Origin of the sequence: Sphaerisporangium perillae (assembly GCF_023276435.1) — a bacterium.
Classification (GTDB): domain Bacteria; phylum Actinomycetota; class Actinomycetes; order Streptosporangiales; family Streptosporangiaceae; genus Sphaerisporangium; species Sphaerisporangium perillae.
Genome location: NZ_JALLPO010000054.1, coordinates 16004 through 32087 on the forward strand (window position 1 = coordinate 16004; position 16084 = coordinate 32087).

General features: G+C 65.1%; 16 protein-coding genes. 9 read left to right on the forward strand and 7 right to left on the reverse strand.

The annotated features are described in order from the left end of the window. Window positions 1-188: 188 nt before the first annotated feature. Window positions 189-821 (reverse strand): hypothetical protein, encoded by a 633-nt coding sequence (locus tag MYF83_RS36820; RefSeq protein ID WP_248965433.1) that lies wholly within the window; start codon window positions 819-821, stop codon window positions 189-191. Window positions 822-1524: 703 nt separating this feature from the next. Further along, window positions 1525-2661 (reverse strand): helix-turn-helix transcriptional regulator, encoded by a 1137-nt coding sequence (locus tag MYF83_RS44040; protein WP_248965434.1) that lies wholly within the window; start codon window positions 2659-2661, stop codon window positions 1525-1527. Window positions 2662-2773: 112 nt separating this feature from the next. On the opposite strand from MYF83_RS44040, the gene MYF83_RS36835 reads away from it, so the two are divergent. The 3 genes from MYF83_RS36835 to MYF83_RS36845 all read left to right on the forward strand — a co-directional run bounded on the left by MYF83_RS36835 (window position 2774) and on the right by MYF83_RS36845 (window position 4209). Next, the gene (locus tag MYF83_RS36835) at window positions 2774-3280 is read left to right on the forward strand and encodes a cupin domain-containing protein (RefSeq protein ID WP_248965435.1); all 507 of its coding nucleotides are present in this window, start codon (window positions 2774-2776) and stop codon (window positions 3278-3280) included. Window positions 3281-3289: 9 nt separating this feature from the next. Next, complete coding sequence (locus MYF83_RS36840) at window positions 3290-3685, forward strand: Cif family virulence factor (protein ID WP_248965436.1); 396 nt, start codon at window positions 3290-3292, stop codon at window positions 3683-3685. A gap of 173 nt (window positions 3686-3858) precedes the next feature. Further along, window positions 3859-4209, forward strand: coding sequence for a hypothetical protein (locus tag MYF83_RS36845; protein ID WP_248965437.1), 351 nt, complete (start codon window positions 3859-3861; stop codon window positions 4207-4209). A gap of 23 nt (window positions 4210-4232) precedes the next feature. On the opposite strand, the gene MYF83_RS36850 is transcribed toward MYF83_RS36845, so the two are convergent. Further along, window positions 4233-4406: a hypothetical protein gene (locus MYF83_RS36850; RefSeq protein WP_248965438.1), complete on the reverse strand. Its 174-nt coding sequence runs from the start codon at window positions 4404-4406 to the stop codon at window positions 4233-4235. A gap of 415 nt (window positions 4407-4821) precedes the next feature. After that, window positions 4822-7857: a putative dsRNA-binding protein gene (locus MYF83_RS36855; protein WP_248965439.1), complete on the reverse strand. Its 3036-nt coding sequence runs from the start codon at window positions 7855-7857 to the stop codon at window positions 4822-4824. Window positions 7858-8981: 1124 nt separating this feature from the next. On the opposite strand from MYF83_RS36855, the gene MYF83_RS36860 reads away from it, so the two are divergent. From MYF83_RS36860 to MYF83_RS36880, 5 genes are all read left to right on the forward strand, one after another. Next, the gene (locus MYF83_RS36860) at window positions 8982-9338 is read left to right on the forward strand and encodes a hypothetical protein (RefSeq protein WP_248965440.1); all 357 of its coding nucleotides are present in this window, start codon (window positions 8982-8984) and stop codon (window positions 9336-9338) included. A 34-nt stretch (window positions 9339-9372) separates the two neighbouring features. Then, window positions 9373-9747: a rhodanese-like domain-containing protein gene (locus MYF83_RS36865; RefSeq protein WP_248965441.1), complete on the forward strand. Its 375-nt coding sequence runs from the start codon at window positions 9373-9375 to the stop codon at window positions 9745-9747. After that, window positions 9744-10190, forward strand: coding sequence for a MerR family transcriptional regulator (locus MYF83_RS36870; RefSeq protein ID WP_248965442.1), 447 nt, complete (start codon window positions 9744-9746; stop codon window positions 10188-10190). The genes MYF83_RS36865 and MYF83_RS36870 overlap by 4 nt, the downstream gene beginning before the upstream one ends. Before the next feature lie 5 nt (window positions 10191-10195). Next, on the forward strand, window positions 10196-10555 hold the full coding sequence (gene merT, locus MYF83_RS36875; RefSeq protein ID WP_248965443.1) for a mercuric ion transporter MerT: 360 nt from the start codon (window positions 10196-10198) through the stop codon (window positions 10553-10555). 73 nt (window positions 10556-10628) lie between these two features. Then, a complete protein-coding gene (locus MYF83_RS36880; protein ID WP_248965444.1) occupies window positions 10629-10961 on the forward strand; it encodes a YnfA family protein in 333 nt (110 codons plus the stop codon). Between the two features lie 419 nt (window positions 10962-11380). Here the strand turns inward: MYF83_RS36880 and MYF83_RS36885 are convergent, their stop codons facing one another. Together MYF83_RS36885 and MYF83_RS36890 are read right to left on the reverse strand one after the other, a co-directional pair. Continuing rightward, a complete protein-coding gene (locus MYF83_RS36885; protein ID WP_248965445.1) occupies window positions 11381-12061 on the reverse strand; it encodes a hypothetical protein in 681 nt (226 codons plus the stop codon). 132 nt (window positions 12062-12193) lie between these two features. Further along, window positions 12194-12574 (reverse strand): hypothetical protein, encoded by a 381-nt coding sequence (locus MYF83_RS36890; protein ID WP_248965446.1) that lies wholly within the window; start codon window positions 12572-12574, stop codon window positions 12194-12196. A gap of 513 nt (window positions 12575-13087) precedes the next feature. On the opposite strand from MYF83_RS36890, the gene MYF83_RS36895 reads away from it, so the two are divergent. Next, complete coding sequence (locus tag MYF83_RS36895; RefSeq protein ID WP_308201566.1) at window positions 13088-15082, forward strand: recombinase family protein; 1995 nt, start codon at window positions 13088-13090, stop codon at window positions 15080-15082. On the opposite strand, the gene MYF83_RS36900 is transcribed toward MYF83_RS36895, so the two are convergent. Further along, a complete protein-coding gene (locus tag MYF83_RS36900) occupies window positions 14984-16054 on the reverse strand; it encodes an IS4 family transposase (RefSeq protein ID WP_248965448.1) in 1071 nt (356 codons plus the stop codon). The genes MYF83_RS36895 and MYF83_RS36900 overlap by 99 nt on opposite strands. Window positions 16055-16084 lie beyond the last annotated feature (30 nt).

A 16084-nucleotide genomic window follows, 5' to 3' on the forward strand; every position in this document is an offset into this window, starting at 1 on the left:
GGTGGGGACCACACGTCTTGCGTGCAGTCGAGCAAGCCGCACGTCATCAGACGTCGGCCGGAGCTACCTGAAAGCCGTTGGCTTGCGAAAACGCCTACTCCAACGTCCTGGGGGTCCAGTGCGATGATTTAGAGGCTGCGAAGCGAAGGAGAACGGGCCAGCCGTCCCCGTTGTAGCCCCTGTTGGGGCTAGAAACCGCGAACCTTGGGCGCCTGCTTGAAGTAAATCGGCAGGATGACCTCCCAGTGAGCTCGGTGTTCCTGCGTCTCCTCCCTAGCGAGTGGCCGGCCGCATGGGCACGTCCAGTCGACGTCATCCAGTTCTGCGATCGGCGGCCAGAACTTGAACCGGAGACGTTGCGTCTGCGGTGCCTTCCGGCCCTCGGGCCAGTGTTCGATGTGGAACCCGTACTCCTCGTTCGGGCGGAGGAGCAGCGGCAGATTGGCGATCGGCGTGGTCGTCTTTTCATCCAGCATGGCCACCGCGTCCGCCCGGTACTCGCGGTTCACGGTGATGGTGCCGAACAGGCTTCGCCTACCTGAGGTGCCATTTAGGCGCGCCTCGATCTTCGTCTGATCGGTGGGGTGGAGCTGGCGGTGCAGTTGCTCACGCTCGTCACGCTGGCGGTCCCGCTCGATCTTCGAGATCGCCGCGGCCTCGTCTGCAGACCGTTCGGCGGCGCGCTTCGAGCCTCTGGCGTAGATCGCCGCAGCGACGGCACCGCCCAGGGCGACGCCGCCGCTGCCGATGGAGATCCAGTTGTCGTCATTCAGGCCCAACCAGGCCCATTCTGCGGCGGCGACGAGGGAGACGCGGTCCATGAAGGGACTGTACCGACCACCACGGAACCATGTGGGTTGATTTGAGTGGTCCTGCCGACCATCCATGCGGATGGAGAGACTCGGGCAACGACAGTTTGGCGCGTGGCCATGCTCAGGCGTGGGCAACAACGCCTGGTCGACAGGCCGGAGCCGGCACGGGGGCACGTGGCGGTTGTTCCGTCGCTGTTCCGTGGAACGGCGAAAGGCAGCGCTGAACGGCGAAAGGTGGCCGAAGGCGCGAGCCGTGGTCAGCGGCATGATCAAGGCATTGCCCCAAGTCGCCGCATGCTGCGTCAGAGATCTACACCATCTTCGAGGGCACCAGCGAGATCCAACGCTTGCTGATCGGCCGCGCGGTCACCGGCCTGCCCGTCCAGTAACGTTTCCGCACGTCAGCGCCCTAGCGCAGTGATCGTCCGGCGGCCCCGACGGACCGATCACCCCTCGAATCGCGTCCGAGCTCCAACAGCAAAATGCTCGTTATTCCTTGTTCGTCCCCGTCGTTTCCAGCGCGGTGCTGAGTTGGTGCTGACATTTGAGCTATACCCCGTACCCGTACAGAGGAGCACCCATCGGGCATGGTCGCCGTGCCGCACGAGCAGCACTGCGGTATGTGCGCTTGGGTTTGAAGCCTTGTGACGAGCCGGAAGCATGATCTTTTGGGCCGTGCGGGCCGGTCTCCCGTCGTCGGAGGTGGTGCCGGCTAGCGGCTCTTTGGGCCGCCGCGGAGGGGTTTGTTGTCGATGGTGCGGTGTTCGTTGTCGCGGAAGCGTGGTTCGTAGTGTGCGAAGAAAACCTTTGCGACCAGGTCGCGGCGGCTACGCACTCCGGTCTTTTCGAAGATGTTCTTGAGGTGCTGCTGCACGGTGTGTGCCGACACCACGAGCTCCGCAGCGATCTGTGCGGTTGAGCTGCCCTGCAGGATGAGCCTGGTCACGTCCCGCTCGCGGTCGGTCAAGCCGTATGCGGACATGAGCAAGGGGTAGATGCGGGCGGGGTGGGCCGGTTCCACGATGATGGCCACCCGCCGCGAACCGTCGGAGACAAGGCAGGCGCCGTGCAGGACCACCCAGGTGCCCCCGCGCGAGAGGACCCGCGACACCGCGATCTCGCCCGGCTGACTGGGGTTTTCGGACGTGCGCATGGCTCTACCAGCCAGGGATACGACCGCTGCTGGGAGGCGTCCAGCGCCCCAGTCGCCGTCGGGGAGCGCGGAAAGCCACCGCTCTACCCCGGGTGTGGTGGATTCGATCTCCCAACGTTCGGTGAGGATCAGCAGCCCGGGCGCGTCGGGCCCTTCCGGATCGGTGGCCTCGCCGACCAGCAGCGCCCGGCGGGCGCCCTCGGCCAAGTGTGGGGCCAACGCCAGCACGAACTGTTTGTCCGCGTCGTCGAAGAGCGGTTGCCCTGGCTGCCGGTAGAGGCCCAGCGCCCCCCACACCTCACCCGATCGGGACCGCAGCCGCGCGATCAGCTCCTGGTCCCCGCCCAGCGTCATGTTCTGCTGCCAGCGGGGGCTGCCCGACGGGTCGCCGCCGGTCGCCTCGTGCAGGGTGCAGATCCCGGTGTCGGAGCGTGCCACGTCGACGAGTTTGTTGACGTCGTCGGCGTAGTACTCGTTGGCCAGCCACTCGGCCGGGAACTCCGGCATGCCGTCGTGGAAGTGGCTGGTGATCAGCAGCGAGGCCGGGTCGAGGGTGTACCAGCACGGCGTCCAGTAGTAGCCGACGCTGCCGGCCAGGACCTCGGTCGACGCCTGCCAGAAGGTCACCAGGTCGTGCGGCCGGCGGGCCAGCCGGGCGATCTTGTCGATCGCCCGTTCCCGCGCGGAGTCCCTCACACCAAGAATTGTAGGCACCGCCGACGGGTTGGTAGATACCACCTTTCTGGAATACCCGGTTGGTTTGACCCGCCGTAGCGTCGCCGATGACCAACCGGGCTAGGGAGGATCGATGACCGAGCAGGTGAAAGTTTCAACGGGGGTACGCGTCCTGGGAGCGGGCGACGGGAGGATCGTCCCGGGTCTTGGCGGCGTGTCGAACCGTTTCATGATCGACGGCGGCCAGACCGGTGGACGGTTCGCGCTCGTCCAGCACCTGTTCCAGCCCAAGGCTCTTGCTGCCCCGATGCACCGCCATCATGACGAGGACGAGTACACCTACGTCCTGTCGGGGCGGATCGGCGCGGTGCTCGGCGATGAGGAGGTCGTCGGCGGTCCCGGCGACCTGATCTTCAAACCGCAGGGGCAGTGGCACACCTTCTGGAACGCTGGCGACGAACCCGCCGCCGTCCTGGAGATCATCTCCACGGCAGGTCTGGAAGAGCTATTCCGCTCGTTCGAGCACTTCACCGCCCCGCCGGACCCGCAGACTTTGGCCGGTATGGCGGCCCAGTACCACTGCGACCTGGACTTCGACCGCACGTTCCCGATCGTCGCGCGTCACGGCCTCGCGTTCTAGCCGCTTGCCATGACCGTCGGCGGGCAAACACCCGAAGAGCTGGAGACGCTCCTGGAGGATGCGCTGCTCCTGCGCGATGCCGAGGCGGTCGCCGGACTGTTCGACGGCGGCAGCGTGCTCGTCACCGGCCAACCCGCGCAGCAGATCCGCGGCCCCGACGAGATCCCGCGGGTGGCCGCGCTGCTGTGGCAGCACCAGCGTGGGTACGTGGCCCACCCACGCCGGATCTTCCAGGCCCGCGACACCGCGCTGCTGCTCGGCGACGGCGTCATCAACGTCGCTCGACGCGGCCATGACGGGTCATGGAGGTACGCCATCTCGATCCTGCGCGACGGCCGGCCGGCGCCCATCCCCGACTCCCCGGGCGTAGGCGGTCGACCAGCAGAAAGGAAGGACGAACGATGACCAGCCAACAACACAATCCGGGTGAGGTAACAGGGTTGCAGAGAGCGGGCCGACCGGCACCGCCCTCGCCAAGAGTACGGCTGAGCCCGCCACCCCCTGCCCTCATGCGCATGATCAATCCCTTGGTGCGGCGCGTTCTCGCGTCTCGCCGCTTGGGCAGACGCATCGGCGCGATGATGCTGCTGCAGTTCGTGGGCAGACGCAGCGGTCGCGTGGTCCGGGTTCCCGTGGCCCTTCATATGATCGACGGAGTCCCGATGGCGTTCACCCACCGACGTTGGCGGCTGAACTTCACCGGTGGCGCGCCTGTCACCGTCACGCACCGCGGTCAGGTTCACCGCGGCCACGGCGTCCTGCTCCACGCCACACCGGAACAGGTGGGTACCGCCCTGCGCAAGGCACTGGACAACGGGACGTCCCCGTTCGTCCTCGGCCTTAAAGTCGCCCGATCATACGACCCGACCATTGCCGACCTGGCAGCTGTCGGGACCTCCATGATCCAATTCGAACTCGACCGCGACTGAGCCGCCCACCTCGACACGGCCGATTAGTTGTCGCCGCCGCGGAAGCCGGTGCGGTGTTGGAACTCGGCGAGGCTGGGCGGATCCACAATCGCGGTGTAGCGGATCGCGGCGCCGGCGGTGTGGGAGTAGGCGATCTGTTTGAGTCGCCGCCGTTCGCAGGCGGTCAGGGCGATCGGGCGTGCGCGGCAGAGGGACAACCGAGGGGCTTTCTACGGCGGATCATCGTGAGGTGACCCGCCCACTTTGCCCAGTAATGCGCTGATAGTGGGCCAACAACACGCCGAACGGGCAAGATGGCGGTCATGCCCGTCATCCCCGCCTCGACCAAGACCTCCCTGGCCCAGCGGCTTACGCTGCACGCCAAGCAGCACTGGCCCCAACTGGCCGGGGTCCACGTGCGGTATCACGGCCAGTTCGGCTACGTCGAAGGTGAACTCGCCGGTGACAGGCTCCCGCTGATGCGGCTGCGCCACCGTAGGTGTCGGCCCTACGCGGGGAAGCGCACATGTCCCAGTCGTTGTGGATCGGCCCACACGTGGCCGGCCCTGACGACGTCTGTTGATCGGCGCCGAGAGAGTCAACGTAGTGTGACAGTAGTACGTCGCCGATAAGCTACAGCCTGGCAGCAAGTTGCTTGAGGGCTCTGGTGTGGGCTCGCGCAGCATCGAGCGCCTCGCTGGCTTCCACTAGGCGCCGGTAGCGATTGGTTCTATCAGCATCCAGGGAAGCCATTCGAGCCGATTCGAAGATCGCAATCTGTTCGTACAGAGGCGGTATATGGCTGCGGAGTTGGTGTAGTAAATTGCTCCCCTCGGCAGATGCGCGAAGTGCCGCGAATCCCGCCTGCTCGATGGGGGACGTGTCAGCGAGGTCGATTTCCCCTTCGGTGGCTACCTTGATCAGGATGTCGTGCTCGTTGAGGAAACATGTCAGCGTGGGCGTGATCTCGGCCAGGAGTTCGGCTACAGGACCAATGTTCACCTGAAAATCATCCTGTTGGGCGCTGATAAGAACGAGTGCTCCACCGGGTGCGGAGCCAAGACTAACAGTCGTCGCTGAAGTCATAGATTTTCTTGCCGCTGTGTCGAGAAGTACGCTTATGGCCGTTGCTTCGTTCAGGCTCAGAAGGATCTTGTCCCCCTGAAATCCATCTTCGATGTTGAGCGGTATCGAATACTTCTCGGTGAGAGTCGCTGTAACGCTGAAAATATCATTCTGATTCTCAAGGCTGGCTGCACTAAAGCTGGTGGCGAGTTCTTTTAGTTGGCCATAGGTGGAATCTTCCATGACCGTGATGCCCTGTTCGGGATCCAAGGAGTCACTCCAGCCGATCAGGCTGTGCAGTTGTGTTTGGGTAATTGGATGAGAGCCTTTTTGTATTTCTCCCAGGCACCTCGTATAGAAGTTTGTAAGATGCGCCTGGTCATCAGTTGTCAGATTACCGAGGATGCGACTCGTTGCTGTAGCCCACTTCTTGAAGAGGTTCAGATCCCTGGTTGCAAGGTGTGAAAGACCGAGATGTCCCGAAAGAATGCAGCGCTGAAGGTTCCTCGGTTCGACATTCTCTGTATTGGCAATCTGTTGGCCGACGTAGAAAGATATCAATTCTCTCTCGGTCTTAGAGAGCGCCGACTCGTTCTCATGGTAAGAACTGAGCAGCGAGACGACCTCCTTGGATGCCTCGATTTTCGCGCGCGTCTTTCCGGTGTGATAGAAGTCGCATTCGAGAGTAAATGTGTGACCCTTTGATTTAAAGATGAGATCCACGGCATATGACCTATCGTGATCGGGGCCTTCCTCGTAGAAAGCCGAGTCGATCGCGACATTGTATATGGCGCTCATGTAGGTGAGCTTTGTGAATCCGTCATGGATTGGCGCGTAGCTAGAGAGAATTCTGTGCAGTACCTCTGGACGCTTTTCGAGGATCCTCGCTCTGTGGCATCGCCACGCGACAGCAAGCACTGACTGAGCTACGTCGGCCTTTGCGATATCCGGGTTGCTTGCCTGCCCCTTGCCAAGAAGTACGGCGCCGTTGAGCTTGAGTTGATCAAACAACTCATCACAGAATTCGGCGCTGGGTGTTCCCATGCGAGCCTCATCCTCGTTCGGCGCAAGATTGGTGGCCGCAAGTCTTTGAACGAGCTCATGAGTGCACAACGTGTCGAGAATAACGGATCCGTGGTGAGCGAGTAACGCGTTGTCTCGCTGCCGAGCGGAAAGAACCACCTGCCGGTTCTCGTAAGTCCACGAGCGATGAGTAAGCGCCTGACTGAGCCACGCGTCGCTCTCCTGAGGAAGTTCGAAGAGCCGTCGCAGGTCGTATACGGCTTGCCAGTGCTCCTCAGGCGGATTCTTGTAAGTCATCGGGGGTGAATTCTTTGAACGGGTCTGTTGTGGATGAGGTTGACTCAGGGCTGAGGGGAAGTATCGGCGAACAAATGCCTCTGAAGCCTCCTGGGCTGCCCTCTTCTTGGACGGTCCACGTCCCTTGCCGTTTCGACCGCGTGAGTCGCTGACCGTCGCTTCGAATGACCTGTTGTGATCGGGACCATCCTCGATATATTTCCACATCAGGCCATAGCGCTGAGCATGCTGCTCCAATAGGGTTCGCCAGTCCTTCTCGCTTTCCACGGTTGATCGGGTCTGCCTGTACGCCGATTCGGCGATTCGGTAAACAGTCGCGATTCCACCCGTGAGGGCGAGTATACCGATGACCTGCCGGACTCCCATAGAGGCGGATCTGCTCGGTCGCGCCGCGCTCTCTACAGCTTCCCCACGCCCGAGGAGGACGGCACCGAACGACATGAATTCCTGGTCCACGACCTTGTCCGCGGCAGAACGGAGAGTGATCGCTGTAGTGCTTTGGTTGCCAGCCGACTCTGGTTGATGATCGGTTAGATAGCAGTCCAGTAGAGCGAGATTGAGCCAGCGTTTCCCGGCTTCTTCCAAGGCATTCAAGAGCTTTGCGTTCACCTGTGCCGAGAGCGAACGCTCTCGTTCGTAAAGGTAGCTCCTGTGCATGGACGCAATGCGGAGCCATCGGGCACACACGGGGTTGTCACGCACATCCCAGCCATGCGTGGCAAGAAACTTGACGAGCCCCTCGCTAAGCGGAATAGCATCAGCCCATGAACCAGGGTCACCTAACCTCGGATGATCTGAGTTATCGACAACGATAATCTCTCGTTTGACCGATGGACTGGCAGGGTGATGGTACAGCCTATACGTGAATGCTGGCGCAGCGGTGGGAGGTCGGTTTGGAGGCCGAGATATTTGTCTCCGGGTCCTGTTCTTGATTGTCGTACGCACTTGCTTGGAGTCTCGGTCGTTGATGAAGTCTGCCATCTCCGACAGAATCCAGCTGGGTACTTCACCAGAAGCGGCTCCCTGTCTGCTTACGACCTGGGCAAGGTGGAAATAGTAGGCAGCACGCCCTAGATTGTTGGACAGCGCATGTCGTTCGCCCAATTGCTGAAGGACCCGGCAGAACCGGCGTTTGGAAACCTCCAGTCGAGAAGAGATCCTGATACGGTCCAGCTGCTCAATCTCAAGCCGGAGCACGGCCATTTTGTGCAGAGGCACAGCGATCGGCGGCTCGGTCAAGGCAACAACGCCGACCCAGCGGTTGCCACCACTGTATGAGGGCACGGACGCCTCCCGGTCAGCGAATGTCGTGGGCGAGGTGCTGGCCTGACCACCCGTAGCCGGTAGGTGTGAATTCCTCCCGGGCGTGGGTGCATACGAGGAGCAAGCCGCTACCTTCCCGTTGCATCGAGCAGGAGGCCAGTGGCAGATGTGGGGCGGGCCATCGGCCACTCACTGCCTCGCGGCGCTTCGCATGCTCTTCGATCGGCCTGTTCAGGTTCTCGGCCAATCCCGAACTGACCACTGCGTGGTCAGCGATTAGATGTTTGTGAACCTTGAAGACGTCCATCCCGCCCGCATCCCGAGATTTTCGAGTCTGTGGAGAAGCACGGTACCGCTCTGTGCGACAAATTGATACAGATACCTACGGCGTACCGCCTGGGGTCGTCCATGGCATCGCCGGCCACCGCGACATCGAGGTCACCATCACCATCTAGCCCGCGCCATCTGCAGAAGTCCCTTAGAAGGGCCCGATATGGTGCAATACGCCCAGAAGGTGTCAATGAGCTCAGTGCTGCTGGCCGAAACCCAAATTCGCCCGCGCTGGCCGATGACCTGCGGTTATGGTCTCGATCTCGGTGCGGTTGAAGGCGTAAGTGTTGACGTCGGTCGGCGGTTCACCATCGAGCGGTCACCAAGGCCATGGTGGACGGATTCAGCCTGCTCAACGACCGCGGACTAGAAATGGCAACCACTGTCCTGCACCAAGCGTCCCATCTACATCTCGGGGATGGCTCGCTTGAAGGGAAGCAGACGTGAGCACCTGGGGGAAGATCAAGGATCTCATCGGGACCGTGTTTGCGACCGCCGCCTTAGCGGGGCAGCAGCGCTACTTCTCGGCTTCTTGATCACATGGGACATCATCGATGAGCAGTACAGCCCGCAGTGGCGCATCTTCTGGCGGTTGTTCTGGATCGGCTTCCTCGGCTACTGGGCTTACGTGATCCTCTATGGGAAACTGTGCCCTAGCCGACAGCGGCCTGCACTTCATTGCCGACCCGGCCGACCCCCTCCGCTACACGGTCGGCTGACCCGGGAACGCCGGTGGATCGAGCCCCGATGCCCCCCCGAAAAGGTGGGCCGCAGGGCTTGCATCCGGTACCTAGGTACAGGCTTACCGTCGAGGTATGACCGAAGACATTGCCCTTGACCAGCAGTGGGTGCCCTCATCCTGCACCCTTCCTACCGCCGAGCAGCCGCTGCGGGTGGCCGAGTTCGACGCCCTGTTCGCCGCAGCAGTACAGACGATCGCACGCCCGTGGCCCCGGCGGCTCCGCCTGGAGCTCGTCTTCAGCCCGGACAACGCGGCCCGGGCCGCCGAGCTGAGCGCGCGGGAGAACGGCTGCTGCTCCTTCTTCACCTTCACCCTCACCATCGCCGACGGCAGCCTGGCCGTGGAGGTGACGGTGCCGACGCAGCACGTCGAGGTGCTGGACGCGCTGCAGGCCCGGGCCAGCACGGCGGCAGCCCCGGCTCGCGCGTGACGCGGCCGCGCCGCGACCGCAGGAAAGGAATGTGATGAACCGCGTCACGCGCGAGGACCTGCTCGCGCTGCTTCAGACCCGGGCTGTACAGCTGGTGGAGGCCCTGCCGATCGACGCCTACGCCGCCGAGCACATCCCCGGCGCACGCAACCTGCCTGGCCACCTGTCGGCCGACGTGGTCGCGCAGATGGCGCCAGATCGGGCGGCCACGGTGGTGGTCTACTGCTCGGGCCCATGTTGCAACCGCTCCAAGATCGCCGCCGCTGCGTTCGTCCAGCTTGGCTACGCCGACGTGCGCGTCTACGCCGGCGGCAAGCAGGACTGGGCCGAGGCCGGACTCACCTTCGACGCCGACCGCATGCCCCCGCCTGCCGCGGTGTCCGTCTCCGGAGCGGGGCGGCCGGCGTGAGACAGGACATCGACGGGCCGTACCTGCGCAGCGGGCAGGTCGCCGAGCAGGCCGGAGTCAACCCGCAGACCTTGCGCTACTACGAGCGCCGCGGCCTGATCGCCGAACCAGCGCGCAGCCCCGGCGGGCACCGCGCCTACCCGCCCTCGACCGTCACTCTCCTGGGCGTCATCAAGGCAGCCCAGCGGCTCGGCTTCACCCTGGAGGAGGTGGCCGAGCTCATCGACACCGGCCGGCGCGGCCACCCCACCCCAGACCTGCGCGTCCGCGCCCAAATCAAGATCGTCGAGGTGGATGCGCGGATTGCCGACCTGACCACCATCCGCCAGGCGCTCACCGCAGTGATCAATGCCGGCTGCGACAGCCTGACCCATTGCACCTGCCCCGACTGCCCGCTGCCGTTCGCCGACCTGGCCGCAGGCCATGCCTCTGAGGAGAACTGACCGCCGTGAGCACCCACCATAACCCCCGCACTCGTGCTGGCGGGCCGATCACGCTACCCCTGGTCGCCGGCAGCGCGCCGCGCGAGCCCACCCCGGGCGGGGGCGGGCCGCCGCTGCGCAGCAAGGTCACCGCCGCGCTGGCCGTGCTGGCCTGTGCGGCCTGCTGCGGCCTGCCGCTGCTGATCGGCGCCGGGCTGCTCACAGGCGCGGGCGCCGCGCTGGCCGAGCAGACCCTGCTGGCCCTGACCGGGTTGTTGCTCGCCGCCGCGGCGGGCATGTGGTGGCTGCATCGCCGTCGCACCGCCCGCGCGCCGGCCATCGCGGCGGGGAGCTGCGGATGCGGTGGGAACGGCTGCGGGTGCTGAGCACCCGCTCCACTGGCGCGACCCCGGCCGTCCGGCGGCGGCCCGGCCTCCGGAATGCGCTGTACTACCTGCTATGACGATCGTTTGCTCTCTGTTGTTGTTCGTTCTGGCCGCCCTCGCCGAGATCGGCGGAGCGTGGCTGGTCTGGCAAGGCGTACGTGAGCAGCGCGGCCTGTTGTGGATCGGTGCTGGCGTCATTGCGCTGGGCCTCTACGGGTTCGTCGCTACGCTGCAGCCGGATGCGAACTTCGGGCGCATCCTGGCCGCCTACGGCGGCGTGTTCGTCGCCGGTTCCCTCGGCTGGGGGATGTTTGTCGACGGGTTCCGGCCCGATCGGTGGGACGTCATCGGCGCCTTGGTCTGCCTTGTTGGTGTCGCTGTGATCATTTACGCACCGCGAGGCTGAGCTGGATGATCAGGAGCCGAGGCAAACGATCGGATGGCCGCCCCAGTTAGAGGCCGGAAGCGCACACCCACGCGATCGGTTCAGTCCCTGGCGGCGGAGCCCGGCGAGGTAGACGAGCAGGATGATTCGGATTAGACCGGCTCTACCGCGATGGGCGAACGGCTGCGATTGGCGGTGAGCCATTCGAGGTGCGCGGTCATACCGGTGAGCAGGTCAGTGGTTGGAGACCAGCCAAGCAGCCGATGCGCCGTGGACACGTCCGCGAAGGTGACCGGGACATCGCCGCTACGCGCGTTGGTAGAGCGGACGTTGATGGGCCGACCGGTGATCTGGCGGGCCAGCTCGATGACATCGTTGAGGCAGGTGGTGCCCCCGAGGTGTGGACACCGTCATAGTGCGGATTTGGCTTGTGGGAACGATCAGTCCCCGAGGTCGCCGAACGCTTGCCGTGCCCAGTGCCGCACCGCGGGATGGCGATGTGGGAAGTCGCCCGCCAGGACGGTCTGCTCGAACATGGGTAGCATGCGAGCTCGGTCGCTGGCGGGAATGCTCTCGGCGTCTGCGGCGAGTTGGCGCAGCACGATGGCAAGGTAGGCGTTCCTGCCGGTGACGTCTTCCTCGGCGTGGCTGCAGTCGGCGACCTGGATACACACGTCGTAGGCGCCGACGAGCTCGTCCGCGGTGAGGCCTTGTCCTGAAGCGAGCCAGAGACTCACCAGGGCATGGGCCATCGAACGTGCGCGCCCGTCGGGTTGCGAGGCGAAGTCGGTCACCGCCTCACCGTGGCTGGGGTCGGATTCGGGGATCAGTGAGAGCCCAGCGAACGGCTCCAGAGCGTGCCAGGCGACGTCCTCGCCCTGGTCGCAGGTGAGGTAGCTCTCCCGGCGGAGATCCCGGGTCATGACGCGGTGCCACCCTCCATGGCGGAGAGGATGCTCTTCCGGCATCTTCTGGGACCAGAAGGGGTTGAGTGGAGGCGCCGTCCACGGTCCCATGCTGACGACCACGTCCCGCTCGCCGGCGTGCCAGACCCGTTCCAGCTGGATGGCGGAGGCGAGGCCGCGCCACTTCTCGCCGCTGAACTGTGATCGCCAGAGCAAGGCGCATCTGCGCCACTCCGAGGCTGGGTACCGGGACCCCGGGAAGAGCTCTCGGCCCGCGATCGGAGCGCCCATCAGCGTGGCCAGCAGGACTAGATTCAATGCCGTGTAGTTAGGCATTTGGGTTGTGTGTCAAGGATCTGTGGCCGGGATGTCGATGGTGATGGTGGCCTTGTAGCTGGTTCGGTCGATGGTGCCTTTGGCGTTGTACTTGGAGATCGCGCGTTTGACGACGCGGGGTCGGGTGCGGCTGCGGCGGTTGGGCATGAGGGCGGTCAGGATGTGTCTGCCGATGGTGCCGACGAGGTCGATGACGGTGCCGGTGATGACGCCGGCGGCTTGGGTGATCAGGTCGCGGGCGGTGTGCAGGGCGATGGTGAGGCTGGCCCGGTCGGGGTCGATCTGCGGCCGGGTGCCGGTGGCGTCGGCCATGGCCAGGCGCAGGACTTGGTAGGCGACCAGTAGGGCGTAGGTCTCTTGGACGAGGCCGCAGGGGGTGCGGGCGCGCAGCACACGGCCACCCAGAAGGGTGGACTTTACTTCCAGGTACGCGGTCTCAATCCGCCACTGGTGATGCACCTGTATCTGGACTGTTCTCTATTGCACCGTCTGGACCTGGGGTGATACTCAGCGTGGAGGCGTTGCTGCGGCTGGTGGCCTTGGTCGACCGGTTGCCGTCCCCGGCGTCTGGTGAGGCAGGTGAGGCCGAGTGCCCGGTGAGCGCGGTGAGCCCCCCGATCCCGGATCTGGGTGAGGTTGCCGGTCCAGAGCCAGCAAGCAGCGGTGAGGTTGTTGGCCGTGTTGGCGGCTCGGGCCGTGGTCGACCGGAGCGGAGGCGGGCGTGATGAGCCTGGCGAGGTATCGGCCTTGGGGCCAGTCCCAGGAGAAGATCCGCCCGGAGCATCGGGATCGGGCGGCGGTGGTGTATGTCCGCCAGTCCAGCCGGCAGCAGGTGCTTGAGCACACCGAATCGACCCGATTGCAGTACGCGCTGGTGGAGCGCGCGGCGGCGCTGGGCTGGGCCCGATCCCGGATCGTGGTGATCGACGACGATCTGGGGGCCTCGGCCGCGATGGCCGATGCCCGGGTGGCTTTGCCAAACTCGTCACCGAGGTCACGATGGGACGTGTGGGCATCGTGCTGGGCATCGAGATGTCCCGGCTGGCGCGCACCGGCCGAGACTGGCACCAACTGCTGGAGCTGTGCTCCTTATCGGGTGCGCTGCTCGCCGACCCGGACGGCGTCTACGACCCGAGTTTCTACAACGACCGGCTGCTGCTGGGGTTGAAGGGCACGATGAACGAGGCCGAGCTGTACCTGATCCGGCAGCGGATGCTGTCGGGCCGCCTGGCCAAGGCCGAACGCGGGGAGCTGGCCTTCCAGCTGCCGATCGGGTACGTCCGCCGCCCTTCGGGAGAGGTCGTCTTCGACCCCGACGAGCAGGCCCGGCACGTGGTCGGCCTGGTCTTCGACACCTTCACCCGGCTGGGCACGCTCAACGCGGTGCTGCGCTACTTGGTCGACCACCAGATCCAGCTGCCGGTCCGGGTACGCGGCGGCCTGGCCAAGGGCGAGCTGGAGTGGCGGCGCCCGACCCGGGAGACGTTGCAGATCATGCTGCACAATCCGATCTACGCTGGGTACTACGCCTACGGGCGGCGCCGAGTCGACCCGCGCAGGAAACAGCCGGGCCGGCCCAGTACCGGGCGCATCGTCGGTGACAGCGACGAATGGCTGGTGCTGCTGGCTGACCGCATGCCCGCCTACATCACGGTCGAGCAGTATGGGGCGAACCTGGCCCGGATGGCAGCCAACCGGCAGACCGCCGCCTCGCCTGGAGCCCCGCGGGACGGCTCGGCGCTGCTGGCCGGGCTGCTGCGATGCGGCCGATGCGGCGGCGGGCATCGCATGACCGTGCGCTACCACACCCCCAGCAGCCGAAACCCCGCCCACGGCTACGTGTGCGCCTACAACCAGGTCAATTACGGCACCGGCGGACCATGCCAGCACATCGCCGGGCCCGCGCTGGACGCCTATGTCACCGGCCAGGTGCTGGCCGCGGTGGCGCCGGCCGCACTGGACATCTCGATCTGCGCGGCGGCCCAGGCCGAGGCCGAACGGGCCATGCTCGACAAGCTCTGGCGTCAGCGTCTGGAACGGGCCCGCTACGCCGCCGACCGGGCCCGCCGCCAGTATCAGCTGGCCGAGCCGGAAAACCGCCTGGTCGTCCGGCAGTTGGAGAAGGAATGGGAAGCCGCCCTGGCCGAGACCGACCACCTGCAAACCGACTACCAGCGGTTCACCGAGTCCCTGCCGATGACACTCACCGACGCGCAACGTCAGGCCATCGGGGAGTTGGCTGAGAATCTGCCGCGGATCTGGAACGCACCCACAACTGGCCCGACCGACCGCAAGGAACTCCTGCGCACCCTCATCGAGAAGATCACCGTCGCGGTCGTCGGGAACAGCGAACTGGTGGACGTCACCATCACCTGGGCCGGCGGGCACCACACCACCGGCCAGGCCATCCGGCCGGTCGCTCGTCTGGACCAGCTTTCGTACTACCCACGGCTGCTCGCCCGCGTCACCGAACTCGCCGAACAGGGCAAGACCACCCGGCAGATCGCCGACACGCTCAACACCGAAGGACTACGGCCGCCTAAGCGGACCAGCCGCTTCGAACCCGCCCAGATCCGGACCCTGCTCAACAAGCACGGCATCATCGCCCCTCGACGACGTGACCGGCCCACTGCCCTGGCAGACCTGCGCCCCGACGAGTGGACGGTCCCCGGCCTGGCCGCCGCTTTGGAGATGCCCCTCGCCACGGTCTACAACTGGATCTACCGGGGATGGATCAACGCCCGCCACGCCCCCGAAGGCAACTACTGGATCATCACGGCAAACACCGCGGAACTGCGGCGGCTACACGAACGCCGGAGCCGGCCACCAGGCTTCTACACCCGCGCCCGCTGGACCGAGCCCCCCGACGAACCATCCATGCAGGACGGAGCCCCACAGTGAAAGACGAACACGACTTGAGGGGCACTTCGGGTGGCGTATCTCGATCTCCCAGCGCTCGTGGTAGAGCTTGATCAATTCTCCGGCGGGATGGCTGTGGTGGTCGGTCAGCGTGGTGACCAGCCGATACAGGCCGGTGCGACGGCCTGCGGTGGTGGAGATGGTGATCTCGCAGTCGATGACGCGGACCGCGACGGTGCCCAGCATCGACAGGTAGGAGCCATCACCATGGCGGTGCAGCACGGGTAGTCGGCGGCTGTTCTTCACCCGGACCAGCACGTGCGCGCCGGTAGTGGTGATCTGGGCCACCAACGCCTGGACGGCGAAGTTGCGGTCCAGCAGCACGATCATGCCTTCGCGCAGGCTACGCAGCAGGCGTTGAGCATAAGTGCTCTCCCCGTCGGAGGTTGGTCCGAACACCGCGTCCATGACCGTGCGGGTGCCGCAGGACACCAACATCAGCAACCGGATCGCTGGATAGCCCGATCCGCCGTTGTTGCAGCGATGCTTGGTGAACTCGGCCAGGTTCGCCGCCGTGTCGGGTACCGCCATCGTCGTGCCGTCGATCGCGCAGACCAGCAACCCCCGCCACCACGCGCCCGCCGTGCCGATCCCCGCGGCCGGGCCACGCAGCAGATCGAACAACCATCTCAACGGCTCCGCCCCGACCCGTCTGCGGGCCTGCGACAACGCGCCGCCCGTTGGGTCGGCGACCGGCAAACCCGCGAGCCCGATCGTCAGCCGCCGCCACACCTGCGGCCAGCCCAACTCGGGGAACAGAGACCCGGCCAGCAGCAGGTAGACCACCACCCGAGACGGGAGATCGCGGATCCGGGCCTGCGTCCTGCCGGTCGCGGCCAACGCCTCATCGACCATCTCAAAGGGGACAATGCGGGTCAGTTCCCCCAGATGACCGGGCGCGAACGCCCCGCCGGCAACCACAACCTCACGAGAAATGACAGACTGAGCATCCAACGGAGCTCCCGCCGAACAGTGATCTTGGTC